The organism is Magnetospirillum sp. (genome assembly GCA_027532905.1).
GTDB lineage: Bacteria > Pseudomonadota > Alphaproteobacteria > CACIAM-22H2 > CACIAM-22H2 > Tagaea.
In genome coordinates, this window is the sequence record JAPZUA010000002.1 from 97,021 (window position 1) to 118,607 (window position 21,587).

The 21,587-nt window shown below is 64.4% G+C and carries 21 protein-coding genes; 9 read left to right on the top strand and 12 right to left on the bottom strand.

Translation table 11 applies throughout. The features are described from left to right. Positions 1 to 49 precede the first annotated feature (49 nt). The 5 genes from O9320_08385 to O9320_08405 are packed head-to-tail and all read left to right on the top strand — an operon-like array spanning position 50 to position 3,700. A complete protein-coding gene (locus tag O9320_08385) occupies positions 50 to 889 on the top strand; it encodes a transporter substrate-binding domain-containing protein (GenBank protein ID MCZ8310857.1) in 840 nt (279 codons plus the stop codon). Between the two features lie 4 nt (positions 890 to 893). Then, positions 894 to 1,661 (top strand): amino acid ABC transporter ATP-binding protein, encoded by a 768-nt coding sequence (locus O9320_08390; protein ID MCZ8310858.1) that lies wholly within the window; start codon positions 894 to 896, stop codon positions 1,659 to 1,661. A 3-nt stretch (positions 1,662 to 1,664) separates the two neighbouring features. Next, positions 1,665 to 2,348 (top strand): ABC transporter permease subunit, encoded by a 684-nt coding sequence (locus O9320_08395; GenBank protein MCZ8310859.1) that lies wholly within the window; start codon positions 1,665 to 1,667, stop codon positions 2,346 to 2,348. 5 nt (positions 2,349 to 2,353) lie between these two features. Then, on the top strand, positions 2,354 to 3,025 hold the full coding sequence (locus tag O9320_08400) for an amino acid ABC transporter permease (GenBank protein ID MCZ8310860.1): 672 nt from the start codon (positions 2,354 to 2,356) through the stop codon (positions 3,023 to 3,025). Positions 3,026 to 3,040: 15 nt separating this feature from the next. After that, positions 3,041 to 3,700, top strand: a complete 660-nt coding sequence (locus O9320_08405) for an aspartate/glutamate racemase family protein (GenBank protein ID MCZ8310861.1) — start codon at positions 3,041 to 3,043, stop codon at positions 3,698 to 3,700. A 3-nt stretch (positions 3,701 to 3,703) separates the two neighbouring features. Here the strand turns inward: O9320_08405 and O9320_08410 are convergent, their stop codons facing one another. From O9320_08410 to hydA, 3 genes are read right to left on the bottom strand one after another with little or no spacing between them, the layout of a single operon-like run. Further along, on the bottom strand, positions 3,704 to 4,339 hold the full coding sequence (locus O9320_08410; protein ID MCZ8310862.1) for a flavin reductase family protein: 636 nt from the start codon (positions 4,337 to 4,339) through the stop codon (positions 3,704 to 3,706). Next, complete coding sequence (locus tag O9320_08415) at positions 4,336 to 5,295, bottom strand: N-carbamoyl-D-amino-acid hydrolase (GenBank protein MCZ8310863.1); 960 nt, start codon at positions 5,293 to 5,295, stop codon at positions 4,336 to 4,338. The genes O9320_08410 and O9320_08415 overlap by 4 nt, the downstream gene beginning before the upstream one ends. Then, the gene (gene hydA, locus O9320_08420; protein MCZ8310864.1) at positions 5,295 to 6,746 is read right to left on the bottom strand and encodes a dihydropyrimidinase; all 1,452 of its coding nucleotides are present in this window, start codon (positions 6,744 to 6,746) and stop codon (positions 5,295 to 5,297) included. The genes O9320_08415 and hydA overlap by 1 nt, the downstream gene beginning before the upstream one ends. An 81-nt stretch (positions 6,747 to 6,827) precedes the next feature. Between hydA and O9320_08425 the strand changes: the two genes are divergently transcribed. From O9320_08425 to O9320_08435, 3 genes are read left to right on the top strand one after another with little or no spacing between them, the layout of a single operon-like run. Continuing rightward, on the top strand, positions 6,828 to 7,787 hold the full coding sequence (locus O9320_08425) for a dihydrodipicolinate synthase family protein (GenBank protein MCZ8310865.1): 960 nt from the start codon (positions 6,828 to 6,830) through the stop codon (positions 7,785 to 7,787). Positions 7,788 to 7,814: 27 nt separating this feature from the next. Continuing rightward, positions 7,815 to 9,149, top strand: coding sequence for a DNA polymerase IV (locus tag O9320_08430; GenBank protein ID MCZ8310866.1), 1,335 nt, complete (start codon positions 7,815 to 7,817; stop codon positions 9,147 to 9,149). A gap of 50 nt (positions 9,150 to 9,199) precedes the next feature. Then, positions 9,200 to 10,492, top strand: a complete 1,293-nt coding sequence (locus O9320_08435) for a pentapeptide repeat-containing protein (GenBank protein MCZ8310867.1) — start codon at positions 9,200 to 9,202, stop codon at positions 10,490 to 10,492. Here the strand turns inward: O9320_08435 and speE are convergent. From speE to O9320_08475, 8 genes are all read right to left on the bottom strand, one after another. Next, the gene (gene speE, locus O9320_08440; protein MCZ8310868.1) at positions 10,489 to 11,352 is read right to left on the bottom strand and encodes a polyamine aminopropyltransferase; all 864 of its coding nucleotides are present in this window, start codon (positions 11,350 to 11,352) and stop codon (positions 10,489 to 10,491) included. The two genes, O9320_08435 and speE, sit on opposite strands and share 4 nt — an antisense overlap. Before the next feature lie 2 nt (positions 11,353 to 11,354). After that, positions 11,355 to 11,858 carry an adenosylmethionine decarboxylase gene (gene speD, locus O9320_08445; protein MCZ8310869.1) on the bottom strand — a complete coding sequence of 168 codons (504 nt, stop codon included), beginning with the start codon at positions 11,856 to 11,858 and terminating at the stop codon, positions 11,355 to 11,357. 143 nt (positions 11,859 to 12,001) lie between these two features. Next, complete coding sequence (locus tag O9320_08450; GenBank protein MCZ8310870.1) at positions 12,002 to 13,795, bottom strand: acyl-CoA dehydrogenase; 1,794 nt, start codon at positions 13,793 to 13,795, stop codon at positions 12,002 to 12,004. 251 nt (positions 13,796 to 14,046) lie between these two features. After that, entirely contained in the window at positions 14,047 to 14,868 is an 822-nt protein-coding gene (locus O9320_08455) for a hypothetical protein (GenBank protein MCZ8310871.1), read from the bottom strand. Between the two features lie 332 nt (positions 14,869 to 15,200). Further along, positions 15,201 to 16,022: a flagellin gene (locus tag O9320_08460; protein MCZ8310872.1), complete on the bottom strand. Its 822-nt coding sequence runs from the start codon at positions 16,020 to 16,022 to the stop codon at positions 15,201 to 15,203. 303 nt (positions 16,023 to 16,325) lie between these two features. After that, positions 16,326 to 17,147: a flagellin gene (locus O9320_08465; GenBank protein MCZ8310873.1), complete on the bottom strand. Its 822-nt coding sequence runs from the start codon at positions 17,145 to 17,147 to the stop codon at positions 16,326 to 16,328. A gap of 169 nt (positions 17,148 to 17,316) precedes the next feature. Further along, a complete protein-coding gene (locus tag O9320_08470; protein MCZ8310874.1) occupies positions 17,317 to 18,780 on the bottom strand; it encodes an FAD-binding oxidoreductase in 1,464 nt (487 codons plus the stop codon). Between the two features lie 190 nt (positions 18,781 to 18,970). After that, positions 18,971 to 20,128: an MFS transporter gene (locus O9320_08475; GenBank protein ID MCZ8310875.1), complete on the bottom strand. Its 1,158-nt coding sequence runs from the start codon at positions 20,126 to 20,128 to the stop codon at positions 18,971 to 18,973. Between the two features lie 64 nt (positions 20,129 to 20,192). Here O9320_08475 and O9320_08480 point away from each other — a divergent pair, with 64 nt between their 5' ends. Continuing rightward, positions 20,193 to 20,642: a GNAT family N-acetyltransferase gene (locus O9320_08480; GenBank protein MCZ8310876.1), complete on the top strand. Its 450-nt coding sequence runs from the start codon at positions 20,193 to 20,195 to the stop codon at positions 20,640 to 20,642. On the opposite strand, the gene O9320_08485 is transcribed toward O9320_08480, so the two are convergent. Beyond that, positions 20,639 to 21,583 carry an L-threonylcarbamoyladenylate synthase gene (locus O9320_08485; protein ID MCZ8310877.1) on the bottom strand — a complete coding sequence of 315 codons (945 nt, stop codon included), beginning with the start codon at positions 21,581 to 21,583 and terminating at the stop codon, positions 20,639 to 20,641. The genes O9320_08480 and O9320_08485 overlap by 4 nt on opposite strands. Positions 21,584 to 21,587 lie beyond the last annotated feature (4 nt).

The window sequence follows — 21,587 nt, forward strand, 5'->3', positions numbered from 1 at the left end:
AATCCCCCGGCGACCGACTAGCCTTTGCTGGTCAAACGGGGGGTATCCAATGAAAACCATGCGTCTTTTTGCCGTCGCCTGCGCGCTCGGCATGTCCGTTGCCGCACCGGCTTCGGCACAAAAATTGGTGACAGGGCTCGACGGCACGTTCGCGCCGCATGCGATGCCCAAATTGGGCGGCGGCGTCGAAGGCTTCAATGTCGACATGGCCAACGAAATCGGCCGTCGCTTGGGCCAGCCGATCGAAATTGTGGCCCAGGAATTCTCGGGCCTGGTGCCGGGTCTCCTGTCCAAGCGCTTCGACTTTCTCGCCGCACCCACGACCGTGACCGAGGAGCGCGCGCGCGCGCTGCTGTTCACCGAAGGCTATCTCAACACCGACTTCCAGTTCGTCGCGCGCCGCAACAAGCCCGAGATCAAGGAACTCGACGCCTTGCGCGGCCTCAAAGTGTCGGTCAATCGCGGCTCGGCCTACGAGAGCTGGGCGTCCGCCAACAGCCAGCGCTACGGCTTCACCTACGACGTCTACGGCTCGAACCCCGAGGCGGTGCAGGCCGTTCTCGCCGGCCGTGCGGACGCGAACCTTACGGGCAACACGGTCGCGGCCTGGGCCGTCAAGCAGAACGCAAGCCAGCTGCGCTTGGGCGCCAAGATCTCGACCGGGCTCGTGTGGGCCATTCCGTTCCGGCCCGACGACAAGGCCGGGCGCGACCGCATCTCGATGGTCGTCAAATGCATGAAGCAGGACGGCACCTTCTCGCGCCTCCACAAAAAATGGTTCGGCTACGATCCCGCCCCCGACTCGGTCACGGTCAATATCGCGGCCGGCCATGGCGTGGCCAACATGCCGGGCTACGATCCCACGCCGATCGCCCTCGTCTGCCGCTAAAAGGGTGAATTCCGCCGAAGCAGTCCCACCGGCTCCGATCCTGGAGCTGGTGGCGCTGCACAAGAATTTCGGACCTCTCAAGGTTCTCGACGGCATCGACCTTGCCGTGCGCCCGCGCGAGCTCGTTTTCGTGATCGGGCCGTCGGGTTCGGGCAAAAGCACGCTGCTGCGCTGCTGCAACCGTCTCGAAGAACCGGACTCAGGTGCGGTGATCGTGGACGGGGCCGATATCATGCGCCCTGGCATCGATCTCAATGCCGTGCGCCAGAAGATCGGCATGGTCTTCCAGTCGTTCAATCTCTATCCGCATATGACGGCACTGGGCAACGTGACGCTCGCCTTGCGCAAGGTGCAGGGCCTTGACCGCGAAGCGGCCGAGGCCCGCGGGCGTGCAGCCTTGGCGCAAGTCGGCCTTGCCGACAAAGAGGCCTCGTACCCCAACGCGCTGTCGGGCGGCCAGCAGCAGCGCGTGGGCATTGCGCGCGCGTTGGCACTCGGCCCCAAGATCGTGCTGTTCGACGAGCCGACCTCGGCCCTCGATCCCGAGCTTGTCGGCTCGGTATTGGCCGTGATGCGCGAACTCAAAGCCGCCGGCATGACGATGGTCGTGGTCAGCCACGAGCTTGCGTTCGCGCGCGCGGCCGCCGACCGTGTTGTGTTCATGGAAGGCGGGCGCATCGTCGAGCAGGGACCGCCGGAAGCGATCTTCGGCAATCCGCGCGAGGCGCGCACGCAGGCTTTTGTGTCGCGTCTGTCCCAAGGCCACGGCTAGACGATGGACAACGGGCTCGAGCGCCTGGTCTTCGCGTTTTTCAATGCCGAGATCGCGGCCGAATGGGCGCCCAAGATCCTCGAAGGCGTGTGGGTCACGATCCTCGTGTCGCTGGCGGTCGTGGCGACGGGCCTGGCCTTGGGTCTCGCCCTTGCGGCCTTGCGCGCCTACCGTTTTCGCGCGGTCAACGTCGCGATCGTGGCCTTCGTCGATATCCTGCGCGCTTTGCCGCCGCTCGTCGTCATCATCATTCTGTTCTTCGCGTTTCCGTATCTCGATCTGCCGATGAGCGCTTTCACGGCGACCTGGCTGTCGCTGTCCTTGGTGCTCGCCGCCTTCGCCGAGGAGATCTGGTGGGCGGGCATTTTGGCCGTGCCGCGCGGCCAGTGGGAGGCCGCCCGCTCGACCGGTCTCGGCTTCGGCGCCACGCTCGGATACGTCGTGCTGCCGCAGGCCGTGCGCATGACCGTACCCCCGCTCGTCAATCGTGTGATTGCGGTCACGAAGGGCACCGCCTTGGGCTCGGTCGTGGCCCTGTCGGAAATCGTGAGCCAGGCAAGCTCGGCCGCAAGCCTTGCCGGCAACCCCACGCCGCTCACGCTCGGGGCTGCTGCGTATCTTGCGATCTTCGTGCCCGTGGTAATCCTCGGGCGCTGGCTCGAAACGCGTTTTGCGTGGAAGCGCTAACGGCCATGGCGGAAATTCTCGACACGTTTTTCAATATCGAAATCCTGCTGCGGGTGCTGCCCTTCATGCTCGAAGGGCTCGGCATGACGCTACTTTTGTGCGCGATCACCGTGCCGATTGGCCTTGCGGGCGGGCTTGCCGTCGCCTGGGTGTGGAGCCTCAAGAAGCGTTACGTGAACTGGGCGCTCGTCGTCTATGTCGATTTCTTCCGCGCCTTTCCGCCCCTGGTGTTGCTGATCTTCGTCTATTTCGGCCTGCCGTTCGTCGGCATCGATCTGTCGCCCTTTGCGGCCGTGGCGATCGCGTTCCTGCTCAACGCGTCGAGCTACTATGGCGAGATTTTCAGGGCCGGGATCGAGAGCGTGCCGCATGGCCAGTGGGAGGCGGCACGCGCAAGCGGCCTCTCGCGCTTCCAAACGATGCTCTACGTGGTGCTGCCGCAGGCCACGCGCAACGTGCTGCCCGATCTCATTGGCAACACGCTCGAGGTCGTGAAGCTCACGACCATCGCCTCGGTCGTGGCCTTGGGCGAGTTGCTGCATGCCGCACGCCTTGCTCAATCGCTCGTCTACAATCCCACGCCCATCGTCGCAGCCGCGTTGATCTATCTGGCGCTGCTGTGGCCGGCCGTGCGACTCTTGCGGCATTTCGAACACCGCCATCTCGTCGCCCGCTGAATCGGAGCACCTTCGATGTCCAAGCGCATCCTCGTCGTCAATCCCAACTCGAACCGCAACGTCACGGCCGGCATCGATGCGGCCGTGGAGCCGTTCCGCATCTCTGGCGGCCCGGCGGTCGAGTGCGAAACGCTTGCCGAAGGCCCGCCCGGCATCGAGACCCAGGCGCATGTCGAAAGCGTGGTGCTGCCGCTGTCGCGGCTCGTGGCCAAGCGCGACAACGACTGCGATGCGTTCGTGGTCGCGTGCTTCAGCGATCCGGGGCTGTACGCCGCGCGCGAGGCCACCAAGAAGCCGGTGCTTGGCATTGCCGAATGCGGCCTGCTGACGGCCCTCACGCTGGGCGAGCGTTTCGGCATCGTCGCGATCCTGCCGCGCTCGATCCCGCGCCATCAGCGTTATGTTGGGGCACGCGGTCTCGAAGCGCGCTTTGCGGGCGACCGCGCCATCGGATTGACGGTGGCCGAACTCTCCGACGATGCGCGCACGCTCGCGCGCATGATCGAAGTCGGCAAGGACCTCAAGGAACGCGACGGGGCCGACGTGATCGTGATGGGCTGTGCGGGCATGGCACGCTATCGCGACCGCCTGCAGGACGCCGTCGGCATCCCGGTGGTCGAGCCGACGCAAGCCGCCGTCGGCATGGCGCTGGCACGCGTGCAACTCGGCTGGTAGCAGCTATTTCTTCTTGGCGAGATCCGCCGCCGACACGCGCGGCATCGCATAGCGGTCGGTGAGGCGCACATAGTCGCTGGCCGCCAGGCGCCCGATCAGCGCCATGCGCGCCGTGTCCACGCGGTCGTTCGCCGGATCGACGAGATCTTCGCGGATGCGCATAGCCAGCACTTCGCCCAGCAGAATGGCGCGCTTGTTGTCGGCCCCGAGCCGCACATCCTGCAAGATGCGACATTCGAGGGCGACCGGTGCCTGCGCAATGCGCGGCGGGCGTACCTTGAGCGATGGGGCGGCATCGAAGCCCGCCAAGACAAGCTCGTCGATGCCGGGCTCGACGTCGGCCGCACAAATATTCATGCCGGGCCCCATCGCCTCATCGACGAGATTGACCACGAACTCGCCATTGAGGTCGATATTGCGGACCGTGTCTTTGGGGCGCCCGTCGGGGCGCCGTTCGATGCCGAGTGCCACGACCGCCGGATCGTGGCTCAAGACGTTGAAGAACGAGTAAGGGGCGGCGTTCACGTTGCCCGCCGCGTCGATCGTGGTCACGAGGGCGATGGGACGTGGTACCACGCTGCCGACCAGCAGCTTGTAGCGCACGGCAGGTGCGGTCGCGGCGAAATCGTAGTCCCTCATGCGGGTTCGATCGTGCCGGTCTGGCTTGCGATCAGTCCGTAATGTTCGATGCGTCGGTGCTTGGAAAACGCGAAAACGGTTTCCTTGCCGTAAGTGCACAGGCTCAAATCGCAGTCGGCGACGATGAGTTCGTCGGCGACCGACCTTGCCAGCGCCACGATCTCGCCGGTGGGGGCGACGATGCAACTGCCGCCGATCAGCGAGCAGCCTTCTTCGAAGCCGGCCTTGGCCGTCGCCACGACCCAGGTCGAGTTCTGGTAGGCACCGGCCTGCATCACGAGATGGTTGTGGAACTGGCGCAGATGTTCGGGCTCGGGCGCCGAGTGCACGAGGGCCGAGCCGTTGATGGCCGGCGTGTTGTAGCCGAGGACCAGCATTTCCACGCCTTTCAGGCCCATCACGCGGTAGGTTTCGGGCCAGCGGCGGTCGTTGCAGATCGCCATGCCGAGAATGCCGCCCATCGTGCGCCACACCGGAAAGCCGATGTCGCCGGGTTCGAAATAGCGCTTCTCGAGATGCTGGAACGGGCGCTGCGGCTCGTTCTCCGCATGGCCCGGCAGATGGATCTTCCGGTATTTGCCGACGATGGCCCCTTGCGTGTCGACGAGGATCGCCGTGTTGAAGCGATGCCCGTCCGGCGTCTTTTCGGCGTATCCCAGATAGAAGCCGATCTTGAGGCGTTTGGCCTCGGCGAACAGCGGAGCCGTCGCGTCGTTCGGCATTTCGGTTTCGAAGAACGCATCGACTTCGCGCCAGTCGGTCATGTACCAGCGCGGGAAGAAGGTCGTGAGTGCGAGCTCCGGAAACACCACGAGCTGGCAGCCTTTGCGGGCCGCCTCGCGCAGCATGACGAGCATGCGCTCGACGCACGAGGCGCGCGTCTCGCTGCGCGCAATTGGCCCCATCTGGGCCGCCCCGACCGTCATGATGCGGGGGACGAGTTTGCTGTTTGCCATCAGAAAATATCCGATATGTCTTCGGGGAAGATCGAGCGGCCAAGCGGCTTCGACCAGTCGCTGGGTCCGTGCGCAAGGTAGCGGCCGCGCCCGGCTTTGGCGACCGGTTTGCCGCCTTTGGCCACAAGCTCGCCGCGCGAAAACACCTCGTCGCACCAGCCCGTGACTTTCATGCCTTCGTAGGGCGTGTAGTCCATCGCGTCGTTGAGCAGTTTTTGCGACACGGTCACTTCGCGCGTCGAATCCCAGATCACCAGATCGGCATCCGCCCCCACCGCGATCGAGCCTTTTTGCGGGGCGAGGCCGTAGAGCTTGGCCGGGTTGGTGGCCGACAGTGCCACGAATTTTTCGAGGCTCAAGCGGCCCTTCAAGACGCCTTCGGCGAACAGCAGCGGCATGCGAACTTCAAGGCCCGGAACGCCGTTGGGGATATTCTTGAAGTTCGCGTCTTTGCCCGCGAACATTTTGCCTTTCGGGTCGTTGAAGCGGTAGGGCGCGTGGTCGGACGAATAGACGTCGAACAGCCCATCGCGCAAACCTTGCCAGACATATTCTTGGTTGATCTTGTCGCGCGGCGGCGGCGAGCACATGCACATCGCACCGTCGAAGCCCGATTTGTCGAGATCGTCCTGCGTTAAAAACAGATATTGCGGGCAGGTCTCGGCAAACACTTTGAGGCCGCGCGCGCGAGCACGCCGAATTTCGTCCATCGCCTGGCGGCCCGAAACGTGCACGATCAGGACGGGCGTATCGACGATTTCGGCGAGCGCGATCACACGGTGCGTGGCCTCGCTTTCGACGGTCATATTGTGGCTGAAACAATGGTATTTGGGTCTTGTGCGGCCGGAGGCGACGAGCTTTTCGGCCAGCCACGTCATCGCGTCGTGGTTTTCGCAGTGGACCATGGTCATCGCCCCGTGGCGGCGCGCAAGCGCGAAAATGTCCAGGATCTGGCGGTCGGAAAGTTTCATCGCGTCGTAGGTCGTGTAGATCTTGAACGACGTGAGACCGTCGGCGATGAGGGCGGGCAGCTCCTGGCCCAGCACCTGCTCGTTCGGGTCCGTCACGATCAGGTGGAACGCGTAGTCGATATAGGTCTTGCCGTCCGCGCGGGCGTGATACTCGTCCACGACCTTGCGCAGCGACTGTCCGCGATGTTGGGCGGCGAACGAAATCGTCGTCGTGGTGCCGCCGCACATCGCCGAGCGCGTGCCGCTCTCGAAATCGTCGGCTGTCCACACGCCCATCGATGAAATCTGCGCGATATGGACGTGGCTGTCGATGCCGCCGGGGGTGACGATGCGGCCGCTCGCGTCGGTCTCTTCCTCGCCCTTGACGAGGTCGTGGCCGATGGCGGCGATTTTGCCGTCTTTGATGCCGATGTCGGCTACATATCTATCTGACGCCGTCGCGACGATGCCGCCCCTGATCACCCGATCGTATGTCTTCATTTTTCCCCCTATGCGCCCCTTCCGCTGAAGCGGCACTTCGCGGTAGAAGCATTGCAAGGTTTGGGCCTGGAGGACAAGCAAATGCCGCAGCTACTCGACGAAACTGCCAAGGGCGTCTACATCATCGCCGCAACACCCTTTGCCGACGACGGCGCTCTCGATCTCGAGAGTGCGGAGCGCATGACCGACTTTTATCTCGAATGCGGCGTGTCGGGCATGACGATCCTCGGCGTGATGGGCGAAGCGCCCAAGCTGAGCGCCCAGGAATCGGTCGATTTCGTGGCGCGCGTGCTGGCACGCGTCAAAGGCCGCGTGCCGGTGATTGTCGGCGCATCGTCCGCCGGCAACCGCAATCTCGGCGCCTTCGTGAAGAAGGTCATGGATATGGGGGCTGCGGGCGTGATGGTCGCCCCCATCGCCGGCCTAAAGAACGAAGAGCAGATCGAAGGCTATTACGATGCCGTTGTGCGCGAAATCGGCACCACGCCCATCGTGCTGCAGGACTATCCGCAGCTCACGAACGTGCACATGTCGGTGAGCCTCATCAACCGTATGCTGGCCAAGCACGACAGTATCAAGGTGCTGAAGCACGAAGACGTGCCGGGCTTGCGCAAACTTTCCAAGGTGCGCGCGGCCGATAGCGACGGCAGCCGCAAGCGCCGCATTTCGATCATGGTCGGCAATTCGGCCCTGCATCTGCCGCAGGAGATGCGCCGCGGGGCCGACGGTGCGAACACCGGCTTTGCCTATCCCGAGATGCTCGTCGAAGCCGTGAAGCTGTGCCTCGAAGGCAAGTTCGACGCGGCTGAAGATCTTTACGACGTCTATCTGCCGATCGTGCGCCACGAGCAGCAGCCGGCTTTGGGCCTTGCGGTGCGCAAGGAAGTGCTGCGCCGGCGCGGCGTGATAAAGTCCGCGCATGTGCGCGCACCCGGCTACGCGATGGACGCGGCCGAGCATAAGGAGCTCGACGAGTTGATGGCGCGGCTCGAGCGCAAGCTGGCGGCGATCGGGCGCGCGACGAAGCCGTTCAAAGGCTAGCGTCGCGCGGTCGAGGTCGAGGCGGGCGTGGCCGAGGGTCTTTGCCGCGACTGTTTCGTGCGCATTGACGCGGCCGCGGCACGCGTCTGCGGCCATTGCGGCGGGGGACGAATTCTTCGCCATCCGGAATTGGCGGATCTGAGCCTTGCGCATATCGACTGCGACGCGTTCTACGCGTCGGTCGAGAAGCGCGACAATCCTGCCCTTGCCGACAAGCCGACGATCGTGGGCGGGGGCACGCGCGGCGTGGTTTCCACCTGCTGCTACATCGCGCGCAAATACGGCGTGCGCTCGGCCATGCCGATGTTCAAGGCGCTGCAGCTGTGCCCGCAGGCTGTCGTGATCCGCCCGGACATGGCCAAATACGCGGGCGTCTCGCGCCAGGTGCAGGCGATTTTCGCCGAAGCCACGCCGCTCGTCGAAGCCGTGTCGTTGGACGAGGCCTATCTCGATCTCGGCGGCACCGCGACCTTGCATCGCGCAGCCCCCGCTTTCGTGCTTGCGCGCATCGCCAAGCGTATTGCCGACACGATCGGCATCACCGTGTCGATCGGGTTGTCGTTCAACAAGCTGCTTGCAAAGCTCGCCTCCGAACTCGACAAGCCGAACGGCTTCGGCGTGGTCGGCCGGGCGGAGGCACGCGCGTTCCTGGCCTCGCGGCCCTTGCGCGTGCTGCCGGGTGTGGGGCCGCGCTTGGCCGAGCGCCTGGCGGGCGACGGCTTCGCCGACGTGGCCGCCTTGCAGCGCGCGGGCGCACGCGAGCTTGGCGCACGCTACGGCGAGACGGGTGCGTGGCTCGCGCGCATTGCCGTGGGCGAAGATGCACGCACCGTCGAGCCCGAGCGCGACGCCAAGGGTGTTTCGGCCGAAACGACCTTTGCGCGCGATCTTTCTGCTCTGATCGATCTCGAGGCCGAGCTATGGCCGCTTGCCGAAGAGGTAGCCGAGCGGCTCAAGCGCCATCATCTCGCCGGGCGCACGGTGCAGCTCAAACTCAAGACGCGCAGCTTCAAGCTGCTCACGCGCCGCACGACGTTGTCCGGCAGCACGCAGCTTGCCGAGACGCTGTTCAAAGCCGGCCAGAAGATGCTGGCGGCCGAGGTGCAGCGCGACCCACGCCAGCAATACCGGCTTATCGGCATCGGGGCGGCCGAGCTTGGGGCCCCCGGCGGGCCAGCCGCCCAAAGCGATCTGTTTGCCGCCGCAGCACCTTCCGTCGACGATCCCAGATCGGCGGCCGTCGAAAAGGCGATGGACGCCGTGCGGGGCAAATTCGGACGTTCGGCGATCGCAAAAGGGCGGGGACTGGGCTCCGGTGCAGCACGGCGGGGCCGGCGCGACTTGCCCAAGGTGCCGGAGTAACGTAGGATTTGCGGCTTAAGAGTCGAATAAACAAGCCGCAAAGCAGGGCGATGACCGCGACGCTCACTCCCCAGGAAATCGTCAAAATTCTCTCGGATCACGAGAAGTTCTTGAACCGCAAGCCGGGCGGCGTGCGCGCCAACCTGACCTTGGCGGACATGCACGGCATATCGCTCACGCGTGCCAATCTGCGCCAGGCGAAGATGCCGGGCGCCAATCTTTCGCGCTCGGTTCTGGCGGGGGCCGACCTGTCGGAAGCCGATCTTTTCGCGGCCAATCTCGACCGCGCGGATCTGAGCCTCGCGAATCTTTCCAAGACCGATCTGCGGGGGGCTTACTTGCGCGGCTGCCGCATGCGCGGGGCCAATCTGCGCGGGGCGGATCTGCGTGGCGGCACGCTGATGCAGTCGCGGCGCGGCGACGGCATTGCGCTCGTGTCGGCCGATCTGCAGGGCTCGGATCTCGAGCAGGCGATCCTTGCGCGCGCGAACGCGCAGGGGGCCGATCTCTCCAAAGCGAACTTGACCGAGGCCGACTGCTTCGGCGCGCGCCTGACCGGCTGCAATCTCGAAATGGCCACGCTTGCGCGCGCCAATCTCGAGACCGCGAATCTCAAAGGTGCGAACATCATGGGGGCGAGCCTCGTCGGCGCCAATCTGAAGGGCGTGGACCTCACGGGCGCTCTGATCGACGGGGCCGATTTCCGCGACGCGAACATGGTGGGGGCGGTTCTTGTGGGCGTCGATCTCGCGCGCGCGAATACCGAAGGTGCGGCGATGGCCGAGCAGCTCGAAGCGCTCAGCGATGCCGTGCGCATTCAGCTGCGCGACCATCAGCTGTGGATCAAGTCCGAAGGCAAGCTCGGCCGGCGCGCCGACTTCACGAAGGCCGATTTGGCGGGCCTCGACTTTTCGGGCGCCAATCTTTCGGGTGCCGCAATGAATGGGGCGGTTTTGCGCGGCGCCAAGCTCGTCAAAACGCAGTTCGTGATGTGCGAGATGGTCGGGGCGGATTTCGCCGAAGCCGACTGTACGGAAGCGAACTTCAACGGCGCCAATTTGAGCCGCATCAACGCCATGGCCGGCGTGTTCGTGCGTGCTTCGCTCGCCCCTGTGAACATGCCGCTGCCCAACGGCCAGCCGTCGGGCCGGTTTTGGCCTGCGAACCTGGCGGACGCGAATTTCCGCAAGGCCAATCTTGCGGGTGCCAATTTGAACCGCGCCAACGTGCTCGACGCCGATTTTTCGGATGCGAATCTGCGCGAGGCGAACTTGGCCGACGTCGACCTCACGCTCGCCAAAAGCGAGGGCGCCGATCTCGCCGGCGCAAATACGAAACGCTAGGGAACCAGGTTGGCCACGAAGGCGGGCAGGGCGAAGCTCGCCCGATGCAATTCCGGCGTGTAGTAGTGCGTTTTGAGGCGGGCGGCGGCGAAACGCTTTTTGAGTGTGGCCAACGGCACGTCGGCCGCCTTGGCGTCGTCAGTGGCCCAGCCGAGCGCCATGAGCCCGCCATAGTACGACGGTACGGCCGCCATATAGAAGCTCGCGACCTTGAAGGCCTTGCGCCGGCGGCGCACGGTCATCGGGATTTCGCCGGGCTGCAGGAACGGCACGCCGTTCTGGTTCACGAGAATGCCGCCGGGCTTCAGGCAGCGCTTGCACGCCTTGTAGAAGCGCTCGGCGAACAGCACTTCGCCGGGCCCGACCGGATCGGTGCTGTCGACGATGATCACGTCGAAGCGCTTGTCGGTTTTGGCGACGAACGCAGCACCGTCCGCGATCACGATGTCGGCGCGCTTGTCGTCGAATGCGCCCGCACTCACCGACGGCATCCATTTGCGGCACATGTCGACGACCGAGCGGTCGATTTCGACGAGCGTGGCGCTCTTGACGGAGCGGTGGCGCAGCACTTCGCGCAGGATGCCGCCGTCGCCGCCGCCGACGATGAGCACGTCCCTGGCTTTGCCGTGCGCCAGGATCGGCACGTGGCTCATCATCTCGTGGTAGACGTATTCGTCCTTCTGCGTGACCTGGACCACGCCGTCGAGCGCGAGAACGCGGCCATAGACCGGATTCTCGAAAACGACCACGTCCTGGTGCTCGCTTTGCGCGCGATGCAGTATCTTCGAGACCGCGAAGCTCTGCCGCACCTCGCGATAGAGCTTCTCCTCGAACCAGCCCAATCCCGCGCCTTGGGCCATCGTCAGGCCATCACGCCGCGGCGGCTTTCGACGATCTGCACCGAGGTGGGCGCGAAGGCGCGCTTGATCGCCGGGATCGCCTGGTAGGGATCGCATACGCCGCACATGAAGATGTCGATGGCCGCGTATTCGCGCTCGGGCCACGTGTGGATCGAGATATGGCTTTCGGCCAACACCAGCACGCCCGAGAGCCCGGCGTTGGGGCCGAAATGATGGAGATGGCAGTGCAGGATCGTGGCGCCTGCCGTGACGGCGCCCTCGCGCAAGGCCGCTTCCGTCAAAGCGCTGTCGCCGAGATTCTTGGCACCCCAAAGTTCGACGAGCAGATGCGTACCGGCATATTTGATGCCGTTGCGCTCGATGAAATGGTCTTTGGCGACCGTGGTATCGCTGTTCTGGACCTGGAACGAACGTTCGTGCGCCGCACTCTTGAGAGCTTTGCTGACCGGCATCCGGCTTTCGCCATCGACCACTTTCAGATTGCGCATCGCCGATTTGTTCGCCATTCCTTGCCCACACCTTTCCTATAGCCCTAGACGGAAAAAGGGGCGGCCGACTCTCCATCGACTGCCCCGCGCCATTTCTCGAGGCCTATTTGGGGCCAATCGGCCCTGGGCGCAAGAAGTTTTTGCCCCTGGTGCAAAAAAATTCATACAAATGCCGCCGCCATGCGCGCAGCAGTTCCGCGTCCGGCCTCGATCGTGTGGACAAAACTCGGCGCGCGCGCGAGTTCCGCATCGGCGAAAAACCGCGCGACGGCGATGCGTGCAGCGAAAAACGGCGCATTGTCCGCACCGCTCTGCACGCGCCGAAAGGCCTCGGCAGCCCCCTTGGCGAGAAGTGCCCCGCCGGCGACGATCCCGAACAATTCGAGATACGGAACCGCGACGGCACCCACGGCTTGCACATCGCTCTTGGCGTTCGCGACGACAAAGGCGGTTGCCCGGACGAGTGCAGCGCGCGCCGGTCCTAGCAGTGCGGCGATCGCGGCAAGATCGTCGTCGCCGCTTGCGACCAGCAAGGCTTCGATGGCGGCGACTTCGTCTGCGAAGGCGTGTGCGGCCGCCCCGCCGTCGCGGGCCACCTTGCGGAACGCAAGATCGTTGGCCTGAATGCCGTTCGTCCCTTCGTAGATCGGCAGGATGCGCGCATCGCGATAATGTTGAGCCGCCCCCGTTTCTTCGACGAAGCCCACCCCGCCATGGATCTGCACGCCGGTGGACGCGGCCGCCACGCCGATGTCGGTCGCCCAGGCTTTTACGACCGGGGTCAGCAGATCGACGCGCAACTGGTGGGTGTGTCGCAACGCCGGATCTTTGGCGCGTGCGGCCAGATCGAGCGACAGATGCGCGCTGTAGGCCAGCGCGCGTGCCGCTTCGATCTTCGCTTTCATGTCGAGCAGCATGCGCTGCACGTCGGCATGGCGCACGATCGCGACCGCTTCGTGCGAGGCGCTGTCCGCCGCGCGGCCCTGCACGCGCGTCTGCGCATAAGCTCTCGCGGCCTGGTAGGCGCGCTCGGCGATCGCAATGCCCTGCAGACCCACGGTGAGGCGCGCATTGTTCATCATCGTGAACATGCATTCGAGCCCGCGTCCCTCTTGGCCGATGCGCCAGCCCAGCGCCCCGCCATCGTCGCCGAACGCCATCACGCAGGTGGGCGAGGCGTTGATGCCGAGCTTGTGCTCGAGCGACACGCAGCGCAGATCGTTGCGCTGGCCGTTCGGCAAAAACTTCGGCACCAGAAACAGCGACACGCCCTTGGGGCCGGGCGGCGCGTCGGGCACGCGAGCCAGCACCATGTGCACGATGTTCTCGGCCATGTCGTGCTCGCCGTAGGTGATGAAGATCTTGGTGCCGACGATGCGATAGGCCTCGCCAAGCACGCCGTCGTTCGCGGCATCGCGCCGCGCGCGGGTTTTGAGGGCCCCCACATCCGAGCCTGCCTGCGGCTCGGTCAGATTCATCGTGCCCGTCCATTCGCCGGAGACGAGCTTGGCGAGATACGCATCCTTCTGGCCCTCGCTGCCGTGATGCGCCAAAAGCTCGACCGCCCCTTGCGTGAGCAGCGGGCACAGGCTGAAAGACAGCGACGCCGCCTGCCACATTTCCTGCACGGCGACGGCCACACTCCACGGCAGATCCTGGCCGCCGTAGGCGCTGTCGAACGGCAGCGCGTTCCAGCCATTGTCGACGTAGCGGCGATAGGCGGCAACGAAGCCGGGGGCCGTGCGCACCACGCCGTTTTCGAGCGATGCGCCGGCACGGTCGGCCGGCCAGTTCAGCGGGGCGATTTCGCGGCCCGCAAAATCGGCGGCCGCATCGAGAATCTGGGTCAGCGTTTCGCCGTCCGGAATGCCGCCCGGCGTAGCGCCGAGGGCGTCCAACCCGGCACTTGCTTCCATGGCAAAACGCATCTCGGCAACGGGGGCGCGATAGCTCATGCCGCACCGCCCGAAATAGGCGACATCGGGCGACAAAGGGCAACCATCGGCGACCTCTGCAACCTATATTCAAGCTGCTGAATCCGCGCGAGAAAACCACGATTCTGGGGGCTCGGTAACCTCAATTTCGCTGTCGCCAAAACCACGTTCTTCGATCCTTTTTGCCGTCGGCCAACCGACAAAAAGCATAGCAGAACAGACATAGAATTTCCAGCCGCAGCACCTATCGCGCGGCAGCGCCCTGCCGACGCTTAAAGGAACAGACCAAGCAGCACGTTCGGCTGCTGATTGGCGATCGCAAGCGACTGCACGCCGAGCAGCTGGCGCACCTGTTGCGCCTGCACAAGGGCGGCGGCCTTGCCGATATCGGCATCGACGATGGCGCCGAGGCCCGTAGTTGTCGCGTCCACGATCGCGTTCACGAAGTTCGACTGCAGCGCGAGCGTGCGCGTGTCGGCAGCACTGGCGCCGAGCGACGTCGCCACGGCCTGCTGGAAGGTCGAGAGATCGTTGAGCGAATTGGCGGCCGCCGAGGCCGACGTGATGACCGCGGCCCCCGTGAAGGTCGTGAAGGCGGCACCGACCGTCGACTGGCTCGAGATGGTCAGCGTCGCGGCGTTCGTGTCGGCGAGGAACGTCTTGCTAGTCGATGCGGCCGACAGAAGATTGACGCTATTGTAGTTGGCTTGGGCGATGAAATTGCTGATCTGCGAGGTCAGCGCGTTGAAGTCGCCCGTGTAGATCGTGCGCTGGTCGCTCGAGATCGAGCCGTCGGCAAGCTGGGTGATCTTGGCCTGCATGTTGCCGATCAGATCGGAGATGTTGGTGAGTGCTGCTTGCGTAACCGAGCCCAGCCCAGCACCGCTCGCGAGCGAGCCTTGGATCGCCGTATAGGATTGCAGATTGGCGCGGATACCCTGGGCCACCGAAAAAGTCGAGGCATCGTCGGCCGCGTCGGCCACACGGTAGCCGGTCTGCATCTGCTTGGAGGCGGAATCGAGCGAGATCTGGGTTACGCGCAGCGAAGCGAGTGCCGTAAAGGCCCCGACATTCGTATTGATCGAATTCGCCATTTGATTGGTCCCTTTCTGGCCGGTGCAGTGTCGGCTTCTGCCGACGCCGGTATTGCGCGTTTCGCACGCGGCAGGGTGCTAATCCCGCCGGGCACGCCGACTTCGCCAAGTCCGCGCAAGACCGATTGCAACCATAATAAATTTGTTTACCTTACAATTCAAGAAAAACCGCAAATCTTGCGGTCAAAAAATACACAAAATATGGTTAACGTAAAATAATTTCATTTGTATTTTGAATTCGCAAATTGCATGGACATCGCCGGACGAACCCACGAAAAAAACGCAAAAGGCACACGATTTTGGAACACCGCGTGCCTTTCGGCCGGCAGGCCTTACCGGAACAGCCCGAGCAGCACGGTGGGCTGCTGGTTGGCGATCGCAAGCGACTGGATGCCGAGCTGCTGGCGCACCTGCTGCGCCTGCACGAGGGCGGCGGCTTTGCCGATATCGGCATCGACGATGGCGCCGAGCCCCGTTGTGGTCGCATCCACGATCGCATTGACGAAGTTCGACTGCAGGGCAAGCGTGCGCGTTTCAGCCGCGTTGGCGCCGAGCGATGTGGCGACCGCCTGCTGGAAGGTCGACAGATCGTTGAGCGAATTGGCCGACGCCGACGCCGACGTGACGACGGCACCGGTGGCGAAAGTCGTAAACGCCGTGCCGACTGCGGCTTGGGTCGAGATGGTGAGCGTAGTCGCGTTGGTGTCGGACAGAAAGGTTTTGCTGGTCGAGCCGGTCGACAGCAGATTGACGCCGTTGTAGTTGGCTTGGGCGATGAAGTTGCTGACCTGCGAGGTCAGCGCGTTGAAATCGGCCGTGTAGATGGTGCGTTGGTTGGCGGAAATCGAACCGTCGGAAAGCTGCGTGATTTTGGCCTGCAGATTGCCGATCAGATCCGAGATGTTCGTGAGCGCTGCCTGCGTGACCGAGCCGAGGCCCACGCCGCTGGCAAGCGAACCTTGGATGGCCGTGTAAGCCTGCAGATTGGCGCGAATGCCCTGGGCCACCGAGAAGGTCGAGGCGTCGTCCGCCGCGTCGGCGACACGGTAGCCGGTCTGCACCTGTTTGGAGGCGACGTCGAGAGCGGTCTGAGTGATGCGCAGCGACGCAAGCGCCGTGTACGCGCCAACATTCGTGTTGACGGAATTCGCCATTGGTCTGGTCCCTTTCTGGTCGTCGCGGTTCGGCTTCTGCCGGTTCCAGTTCCCTACGCTTCGTACAATCCAGGGATAATCCCTGTATCGCCCGCTGACTTCGCCAAGTCCGCAAGAAACCAAACGCCACAAATCTGCGGCAGGTTGCAAAAAGAATCAAGCAGATTCGATATTTCTTTGCGTATATTCGCGACGATCGCAGGCGCTTGAGGCAGTACAGGCCCTGAAAAAGGGCATGCGAAAACCGTCGCCTGAAAGGCGACAGTAGAACGCGTGAGCAATCTTAAATTATGCCGGCTCGCCTCAGCGGAACAGACCGAGCAGGGCGCTTGGCTGCTGGTTGGCGATCGACAGCGATTGCACGCCGAGCTGTTGGCGCACCTGCTGGGCCTGGACGGCGGCCGCGGCCCGGCCGATATCGGCATCGACGCTGGCGCCGAGGCCGGTCGCGACGGAATCGACGACTTGGTTGATGAAGTTCGACTGCAGCGTCAGCGCGCGCGCTTCCGAGGCGTTGGCGCCGAGCGACGTCGATACGGCCTGCTGGAAGGTAGAGAGCGACCCGAGGGCGGCGGCCGCATCGGACGCGCTCGCCACGCTTGCGGCACCTGTGAAGGTCGTAAAGGCTGCATCGACCGACGACTGCGCCGTTAGGGTCAGCGATGTCGCATTGGTGTCGCTGAGGAAGGTCTTGGCGGTCGAACCCGCCGACAGGAGATTGCTGCCGTTGTAGCTCGCCTGGCTAATGAAATTCGCGACCTGGGAGGTCAGCGCGTTGAAGTCGCTCGTGTAGATGGCGCGTTGATTGGCGGAGATCGATCCGTCGGCGAGCTGCGTGATTTTGGACTGCAGATTGCCCACGAGATCCGAAACGTTGGTGAGGGCGGCTTGCGTGACCGCACCCAAGCCCACACCGTTGGCAAGCGAGCCTTGCACGGCCGTGTAGGCCTGCAGATTGGCGCGAATGCCCTGCGCCACCGAGAAGGTCGAGGCGTCGTCGGAGGCGTCGGCAACGCGGTAGCCGGTCTGGACCTGTTTGGAGGCCGTGTCGAGATTGGTTTGCGTCGTTCGCAGCGACGCCAAGGCGACATATGCCGCGGAATTCGTATTGACGGAATTCGCCATCGAACCGGTCCCTTCTGGTCAAGCGCATCCTCGACTTCTGTCGAGACCGGGAAATTTACATCGACGTCGGCCAGCCTTGCCGCGCGCGCAGGTTCCCAAGTTCCATAACGTTAGCGAATTTTCGTGGCCGTTTCAAGCACTTTTTCTAATGCTGGGTTTGAGCGCGATCTCAGCCGATTCCGGGCACGACTTTGCCGGGGTTCAGGATGTTGTTGGGGTCGAAGCTGCGTTTGAGCGTGCGCATCATCTCGAGGGCGACCGGGTCTTTGTAGCGCACGAGATATTCGCGCTTGAGCTGGCCAATGCCGTGTTCTGCCGAGATCGAACCGGAGAGCTCGGCGACGAGATCGTGCACCGCATCGTTCATCGTGTGGCGCAAAGCCATGAAGGCGTCGCGGTCGCTTGCTTCCGGCTGGCTCACGTTGAAATGGATGTTGCCGTCGCCGGCATGGCCGAAGGCGCATACGCGCACGCCCGGCACCATCGCCTCGCAGAGTGCGGTTGCGCGCGACAGAAAGGTCGGCACGGAAGAGACGGGGACGGACACGTCGTGCTTGATCGATCCGCCCTCGTGCTTCTGCGCCTCGGTCATGCTCTCGCGCAGTTTCCACAAAGCTTTGCGCTGCGCGTCCGAACTTGCCACGGCCGCATCGAGCACGAGCCCGTCTTCAAGCGCCTGTTCGAGCAGGCGCTCGACCATGTCTTTGAGCGCGCCGCCGATGTCGCCCGACGCGAATTCGATCAGCACGTACCAGGCATGTTTTTCGGCGAGCGGATCGACCGTGCCCGGAATATGTGCGAGCACAAAATCGATGAGGCGGCGCTGCGTGAGTTCGAAAGCGACGCAAGAGCCCCCACTTTGGCTCTTGGCACGCTGCAGCAATTCGATCGCGGCTGCGGGCGAGGGGACGGCGACAAAACATGTCTGCGTTTCGCGCGGTGCCGGGAAGAGTTTGAGCACGGCGGCCGTCACGATGCCGAGCGTGCCCTCCGCCCCCAAAAAGAGCTGCTTCAAATCGTAGCCTGTATTGTCCTTGCGCAAGCCCTTCAATGACGACCAGATGCGCCCATCGGCCAGCACGACCTCGAGACCCAGCACGAGGTCGCGCGCCATGCCGTAGCGCAGCACGCCGATTCCGCCGGCATTGGTCGAAAGATTGCCGCCGATCTGGCACGTGCCTTCGGCCGCCAGCGACAGCGGGAACAGCCGGTCGGCGGATGCGGCGGCGTTTTGGATGTCGGCCAAAATACACCCGGCTTCGACGGTAATTGTGTCGTTGGCGGCATCGAGGCTGCGGATCTTGTTGAGGCGCTGCAGCGACAGCACGATCTCGGTGCCGGTTGCATGCGGGATACCGCCGCCGACCAGCCCCGTATTGCCGCCCTGGGGGACGACGGCAATGCCCGACGCGTTGCATTCGGCAAGAATTTCAGAAACTTGGGTCAGGTCTGCGGGCCGCAGCACGGCCGCCGCCCGGCCCACATAGAGGCCGCGCTCTTCCTTCTCGAAACGCACCATGTCGGCACGATTTTCGATCCAGCCGCTGGGGCCGACGATGGCGCGCAAGCGCGCCAGATTGTCGTGCGAAGGTGGGAGAGAAGCGCGGCGGGAATCGTCGGGCGGCGGGCTCATAAGAATCTCGCAGTCGATTGCATTTCACACTGGCGTATCGCGGTACGAAAAATTATACTCTTTTTTATCGGCGAGCCAGTCCGCGTTCGGATTTCGCCGACCTCAATCTCTTTCGTGCGCATGTTGGCTTTCGAGTCGACGGCGCGCGATCTGGGCCGTCGCTCCGGGGGGTGCGACGGCCCTTTGATTTTCAGCCGCTGTTTTTTCGACCCGCGACGATGTGTGCCACGAGCGTGATGCTCGCAAGTGCGGCCAGGGTCAGCGGCAGCCCGTCGCGCGGGGCGATCTCGAGGGCGGCCCCGATAAGCACCGGCCCCAGCGTGCCGCCAACCGTGTAGCCGAAAACGATCGCGGACGTCGCGCGCATCAAAGCGGCCCCCGAAAAACCGTGGCCGATTTGGATCATCGCGAGCGTGTAGAGCATGCCGCCGACCCCGCCCCAGATGACCGCGACCGTCAATGCGCCGATCGCATCGGTCGCGAGCACGGGGGCCGCAAACGACACGACGATCAAAAGCCCCAAGCCGCCGCGCACGACATGCGCAAGCTTCATATGGTCGGAGAGCCAGCCGGCCGGATACTGGGCCGCAAACGAGCCGAGCCCCAAAGCGGCCGAAAACATCGCAGCCGCATTGGTGCTGAGACCGAGTGTGACCCCCCAATAGCTGCCGATGCCGGAAAGGCCGACTTCGAACGCACCGCCGACCGTAGCGGCAATGAGGGCAGCCGATGCCACCGCGAGCACCGGCCCGAAGCCCGGCTCGTTGCGCCGTCCGTCATGCGCGCGCGGCGTGGGCTTGAGGCCGATCGAAAACAGCCACGCCGCAAACCATAGGCCGCAGCCGGCGAAGGCGGGTAGGTCGCTCGCGGGATCGAACAGCAGCAGGATCAGCGGGCCGGTCGCAAACGACGCCCCCATGAAGGTTTCGTAGAGCCCGACCACGCGCCCGCGCCGGTCGGAGGGGGCGATGTCCGCAACCCAGGCTTCCGACACGATCCAGCGGAAGGCGCCGGAAAAACCCATCGCGAGATTGGCGACACACCACAGTGCGTAATCGTCGCTGAACGCGAACACGAGCGGCATCGGGAAGGCGACGAACGCCCCGCCCACGAACAGCCGGTCGCCGCCGAAGCGCTTGACGCATGTTTCGACAAAGGGTGCGGTCAGCAGCACGGCAAGCCACGGCAGAGCGGAGAACACGCCGATCGCGGTCGCCGAATAGCCGAGCGCCTCGAGCCGGATCGCCGTGTAGGGGATCATCGAGGCGAAGCCCACGACCGACGCCACACCCGAAGCGCCGATGCGCCAGATATCTTTCGAGACCGGTTGCGGGGGGTGCGCGGACATAGGCCGCCTTGTAGAGTGCGTTGCGGGCAAACAGAAGGATTCATTTATGGCAATTTGGCGCGCCATGACAGCAGCAGACGCAGCGTTCGCAGCCAAGCTCGGGCTTGCCATCTATCCACATTTGCCCGAGAGCGAGGCTTCGTTTGCCGCCAAGTTTGCGGCTGTACCCGAGGCGTGTCGCGTTGCCTATGGCGACGACGGCACACGCGTGGGCTACTGCGTTGCGTTGTGGGCCGAGCTTGGTCGGCCGCCGAAACTCGACGATGCGGCATATGTGCCGCGCGCGCGCGAGTGTCTGCATCTGCACGATCTCGCTCTCGCCCCGTCCGCGCGCGGGCAGGGGTTGGTGGCGCAAGCCGTTGCGCATCTGCGCGGTGTTGCGGGTGCTTTGCCGCTCACGCTAGTTGCGGTCAACTGCTCGGCCAAGTTGTGGCGCCGCTTCGGCTTCGTGGAAATTCCGGGCGCTGCTGCCAGCTACGGGGCCGATGCGCTCTATATGCGCCGCGATTCTTAGCGCGGGGCCGCCGCACGCGCGAGGCGGTCGCGGATTGCGGCACCCAAGCCCGTCGCCGGGATGGGGGCGACCGCAATGGTCCTCACATGCGCGCGGTCGAGCGTTTGCAGATAGCCGAACAGATTATGCGCGGCCTCTGCCAAATCGCGCACCGGCGACAGGCTCAAGGCCGGAATGTCGGCCGCCAGTTTCGGCAATGGTCCAAAACCGAGATACGCTTCGCCTGGCCGCGCGTTCCCAGCGTCAAGGCGCAAGCGCGCGCGCGGCGCATAGTGGCTTGCGAGCATGCCCGGCGCTTTGATCGCCGACCCGCGCTGCGCCAGCTTCCCGATCAATTTTTCGATCGCGGCACGCGCGATGCCGCCTTCGCGCAGCAATGTCGCCTGCGCGCCGCTGAGATCGACAATCGTCGACTCAAGCCCCACATGGCATTGCCCCCCCTCGAGGATGAGATCGACGCGGCTCCCGAGCCCCAAGCGCACGGCTTGCGCGGTCGTCGGCGACAGGCGGCCCGAGCGGTTGGCACTGGGGGCGACGATCGCACGGCCGAAGTGCTGCAACAGCGCCAACGCCACGGCGTGGTCGGGGATGCGTACGCCGAGCGTGTCGAGATTGGCGCGGGCCAGCGCGCACACGGCACCGCCCGCCGTGCGCGGCAGCACCAAGGTCAGCGGCCCGGGCCAAAATTCTTTGGCGAGAATTTCGGCGCGCGCATCGAAGCGCACGAGGCGGCGCGCGGCCGCGATGTCGGCCACGTGCGCGATCAGCGGATTGAAACGCGGTCGGCCTTTGGCGGCATAGAGGGCGAGGACGGCGCGCGCATCGTCGGCGGCCGCCCCGAGCCCGTAGACCGTCTCGGTCGGAAACGCCACAAGCCGCCCGTGCGCCAGCAGGGCAGCGGCACGCGCAAGGGTGCGGGAGGAGGGCTTGGCGACCGTCATGATG